General features: G+C 68.3%; 5 protein-coding genes. 3 read left to right on the plus strand and 2 right to left on the minus strand.

Annotated features, from left to right (window positions below; all coding sequences use genetic code 11):
* The 3 genes from DQP56_RS22635 to secA all read left to right on the plus strand — a co-directional run.
* Positions 1 to 226 (plus strand): ComF family protein (locus DQP56_RS22635; protein ID WP_286167802.1); only part of this gene is annotated, 226 nt, incomplete at its 5' end.
* Between the two features lie 145 nt (positions 227 to 371).
* A complete protein-coding gene (hpf, locus tag DQP56_RS22640) occupies positions 372 to 1079 on the plus strand; it encodes a ribosome hibernation-promoting factor, HPF/YfiA family (protein ID WP_112689238.1) in 708 nt (235 codons plus the stop codon).
* 130 nt (positions 1080 to 1209) lie between these two features.
* A complete protein-coding gene (secA, locus tag DQP56_RS22645; protein ID WP_112689240.1) occupies positions 1210 to 3984 on the plus strand; it encodes a preprotein translocase subunit SecA in 2775 nt (924 codons plus the stop codon).
* 45 nt (positions 3985 to 4029) lie between these two features.
* On the opposite strand, the gene DQP56_RS22650 is transcribed toward secA, so the two are convergent.
* Together DQP56_RS22650 and DQP56_RS22655 are read right to left on the minus strand one after the other, a co-directional pair.
* Positions 4030 to 4161 carry a hypothetical protein gene (locus DQP56_RS22650; RefSeq protein ID WP_435673904.1) on the minus strand — a complete coding sequence of 44 codons (132 nt, stop codon included), beginning with the start codon at positions 4159 to 4161 and terminating at the stop codon, positions 4030 to 4032.
* A 123-nt stretch (positions 4162 to 4284) separates the two neighbouring features.
* Positions 4285 to 4570: Rv3235 family protein (locus DQP56_RS22655; RefSeq protein ID WP_112689242.1), on the minus strand; the 286-nt coding region annotated here is incomplete at its 5' end.

Below are 4570 nucleotides of genomic sequence, written 5' to 3' on the forward strand. Positions count from 1 at the left end.
AGCGCGGGCGCTGACCCGCGACTCGGTCGGGCTGGGCAGTGGCGCCCGGGAACGCAATATCGCCGGCCGGGTGCTGCTGAACCGCCGCCGGCTGCCCGCCACCGGTGGTGACGTCGTGATCATCGACGACGTCGTCACCACCGGCGCCACCCTCGCCGAGTCGGTGCGGGTGCTGGGCGCCGGGGGCGTTCGGGTTATCGCCGCGCTCGTGATCGCCGCCGCTTGATGCCGCCGCGGCAACCAACCGGCAACGGGTCCGTCAAACCGGTGGCACGTATCCGGCGCCATGGCTACGGTCGTCATCAAGGGGTTCGCTGGACCGTAGAGGCGCAGCAATACGTGGTCGAGACGACGAGAAAAGAGTGTCGAGTATGGCAAATCAATTCGTGGAAACCAGCCGTACGCAGGTCGACGTCGACGACAGCCCGGAGCAGTCGACCGGCGCGGAGATCGTGGTCAAGGGTCGCAACGTGGAGATACCGGACCACTTCCGGGTCTATGTCGCGCAGAAGCTGGCCAGGCTGGAGCGGTTGGACCGCTCCATTCGGCTGTTCGACGTCGAGCTCAAACACGCCAACAACCGCCGGCAACGAAAGTCCTGCCAGCAGATCGACATCACCGCGCACGGTCGCGGACCGGTGATCCGCGGCGAGGCCCGCGCCAACAGTTTCTACGCCGCATTCGAGGCTGCACTCGACCGGCTGGAGGGCCGGCTTCGCCGCCACAAGGACCGCCGCAACGTCTCCTACGGCGACAAGACGCCGTTGTCGGTGGCCGAGGCGACCGGGGCGACGGCGCCGGACCCGGAGTTCCTGGCCGCGGCGTTCAACCGGGACGGCACCGCCGAACCGGACCGGCACGGCTCCGCGCACACCGACGGGCACGCGTACGCGCACGAGCCGGGCCGGATAGTGCGCACCAAGGAGCACGCCGCCACGCCGATGTCAGTCGACGACGCGCTGTATGAGATGGAACTGGTCGGACACGACTTCTTCCTGTTCCACGACAAGGAGACCGACCAGCCGTCGGTGGTCTACCGCCGCCACGCCTACGACTACGGCCTGATCCGATTGGTCTGACGCCGCCCGGCCCGGCGCCGCGGAAAAGCCGTCCTGACACTGCTCGGCCGCGGCAAAACCGTGCTGCGCAGCGGCGTCACCTACCATGGGTGGCGCTCGTAATAGACGAAGACTGAGTAGGGGACCAGCCGTGCTGTCCAAGTTGCTGCGTTTTGGTGAAGGCCGGATGGTCAAACGGCTCAGGAAGGTCGCCGACTACATCGACACGCTGGCCGACGATGCCGCGGCCCTCACCGACGCCGAACTGCGGGCCAAGACCGACGAGTTCCGGGAGCGGCACCAAGGTGGCGAATCCCTCGATGACCTGCTGCCGGAGGCGTTCGCGGTGGCCCGCGAGGCGGCCTGGCGGGTGCTGACCCAGCGGCCGTTCCACGTCCAGCTGATGGGCGGCGCCGCGCTGCACTACGGCAACGTCGCCGAGATGAAGACCGGCGAGGGCAAGACCCTGACCTGTGTGCTTCCGGCCTACCTCAACGCGATCGCCGGCAAGGGCGTGCACGTCGTCACCGTCAACGACTACCTGGCCAAGCGCGACAGCGAGTGGATGGGCCGGGTGCACCGGTTCCTGGGCCTGGAGGTCGGGGTGATCCTGTCGTCGATGACCCCGGACGAGCGGCGGGTCGCCTACAACGCCGACGTCACCTACGGCACCAACAACGAGTTCGGCTTCGACTACCTGCGTGACAACATGGCGCATTCGCTGGACCAGCTGGTGCAGCGTCCGCACAACTTTGCCATCGTCGACGAGGTCGACTCCATCCTGATCGACGAGGCCCGCACCCCGCTGATCATCTCCGGGCCGGCCGACGGCAGCTCCCACTGGTACACCGAGTTCGCCCGGATCGTGCCGTTGATGGAGAAGGACGTCCACTACGAAGTCGACCTGCGCAAGCGCACGATCGGGGTGCACGAGCTCGGGGTGGAGTTCGTCGAGGACCAGCTCGGGATCGACAACCTGTATGAGGCGGCCAACTCGCCGCTGGTCAGCTACCTCAACAACGCCCTGAAGGCCAAGGAGCTGTTCAACCGCGACAAGGACTACATCGTCCGAAACGGCGAAGTCTTCATCGTCGACGAGTTCACCGGCCGGGTGCTGGTGGGACGGCGCTACAACGAGGGCATGCACCAGGCCATCGAGGCCAAGGAGCAGGTGGAGATCAAGGCCGAAAACCAGACGCTGGCCACCATCACCCTGCAGAACTACTTCCGGCTCTACGACAAGCTCGCCGGGATGACCGGCACCGCCGAGACCGAGGCCGCCGAGCTGCACGAGATCTACAAGCTGGGCGTGGTTCCCATCCCGACCAACAAACCGATGGTGCGCACCGACCAGATCGACCTGATCTACAAGACCGAAGAGGCCAAATTCGCCGCGGTCGTAGACGACCTCGTCGAGCGGTACGAGAAGGGTCAGCCGGTGCTGATCGGCACCACCAGCGTGGAGCGCTCGGAGTACCTGTCCAAACAGCTGACCAAGCGGCGGATCCCGCACAACGTGCTCAACGCCAAGCAGCACGAGCGCGAGGCGCACATCATCGCCGAGGCCGGCCGGCGCGGTGCGATCACCGTGGCGACCAACATGGCAGGCCGCGGCACCGACATCGTGCTCGGCGGCAACCCGGACTTCCTGGCCGACCAGCGGCTGCGCAGCCAGGGACTGGACCCGGTCGAAACCCCTGACGAGTACGAGGCCGCCTGGGACGAGGTCCTGGAGAAGATCCGGGCGGAGGCCGAGGCCGAGGCCGAGCAGGTCCGCGAGGCCGGCGGGCTCTACGTGCTGGGCACCGAGCGGCACGAGTCCCGGCGTATCGACAACCAGCTGCGCGGCCGATCCGGCCGGCAGGGCGACCCGGGGGAGTCGCGGTTCTACCTGTCGCTGGGCGACGAGTTGATGCGACGGTTCAACGGTGCGGCGCTGGAGTCGCTGCTGACCCGGCTCAACCTGCCCGACGACGTGCCGATCGAGGCCAAGATGGTCAACCGGGCGATCAAGAGCGCCCAGACCCAGGTCGAGCAGCAGAACTTCGAGATCCGCAAGAACGTGCTGAAGTACGACGAGGTGATGAACCAGCAGCGCAAGGTGATCTACGCCGAGCGCCGGCGCATCCTCGACGGCGAGAACCTGGCCGAGCAGGCCCACGACATGCTCGTCGACGTGATCACCGCCTACGTCAACGGCGCCACGTCCGAGGGCTACGCCGAGGACTGGGACCTGGAGCAGTTGTGGACCGCGCTGAAGACGCTGTACCCGGTGGGCATCGACTATCACGACCTGCTGCACGCCGCCGACGTGGGCGAGGCCGACGACCTGACCCGCGAGGAACTGCTGGAGGCGCTGATCGCCGACGCCGAGAACGCCTATGCCGCACGCGAGGCCGAGGTCGACGGCAAGGCGGGTGCCGGGGCCATGCGGGAGCTCGAACGCGGCGTGCTGTTGTCGGTCCTGGACCGCAAGTGGCGCGAACACCTCTACGAGATGGACTACCTCAAGGAGGGCATCGGGCTGCGGGCGATGGCTCAGCGCGACCCGCTGGTGGAATACCAGCGCGAGGGCTACGACATGTTCACCGGCATGCTCGAGGGCCTCAAGGAGGAGTCGGTCGGCTTCCTGTTCAACGTCGCCGTCGAGGCCGCGCCCACCCAGCCGCAGGTGGCACCGGTGGACGCCCCGGAGGGGTTGGCGCAGTTCGGGTTGCGCGCCAAGGGAGTCGACGGGGCCAATGGCGCCGACGGCGCCGACGGCACCGCGGGCCTGACGTACTCCGGTCCCGACGAGGACGGCTCCGCGCAGGTGCGGCGCAGCCGCGACCTGCAGCCGGCGGGTGCGGCATCGCGGCGTGAGCGCCGGGAGGCGGCCCGCCGCGAAGGCCGCGGACCCAAACCCCCCAAGACGCGCAAGAGCTGATTCGCCGGCCGCGCTGGCGTCGCGGTTGCGGCCGGTCAAGACCGCCTAGGCGTTCGCAGCCTCCAGCGATCGGCACAGCTGCTCCCGGTGAAAGACGGCGTCCCCGTACAGCAGTGCGTCGGTCCGTGCGCGCCGCAGGTACAGGTGCAGGTCGTGTTCCCAGGTGAACCTGAGCATCGGAGGCGTACGCCTTGGCGACACTGGCGGCATGTGCGCCGCCGGCAAGCTGTACAAGGACGTGCTGGTGGAGAAGTACAGTGCCGGGTAGCCGGAACTGGGCCGCGGTCGCCCGACCGGCCCTCAGCCGATGTGCAGGGCGACAATCTGCCAGGCCGTGCATTCGGGTCCGGTTGCGGCCACCCGCTCGATACGGCAGGCCAGCGCGTGGGTGCGCCGGCCGCGCCGGTAGGTGCCGAACGCCTCGACGGCGGTGGCCGGTTCGGCTGATCCGGCCGGTCGCACGCGCACCCGCTGCAGTGTCGCCGGCCCGCCACGGAGCTTGGCGCCGGTGCGCGCCGCCAGCACCGACTCGGCGAGTCCGGCGGCGAGCAGCGGATACAGGTGTTTGGCCGAGCGACGCTGATCG

This window comes from Mycolicibacter senuensis (assembly GCF_003284925.1).
Lineage (GTDB): Bacteria > Actinomycetota > Actinomycetes > Mycobacteriales > Mycobacteriaceae > Mycobacterium > Mycobacterium algericum_A.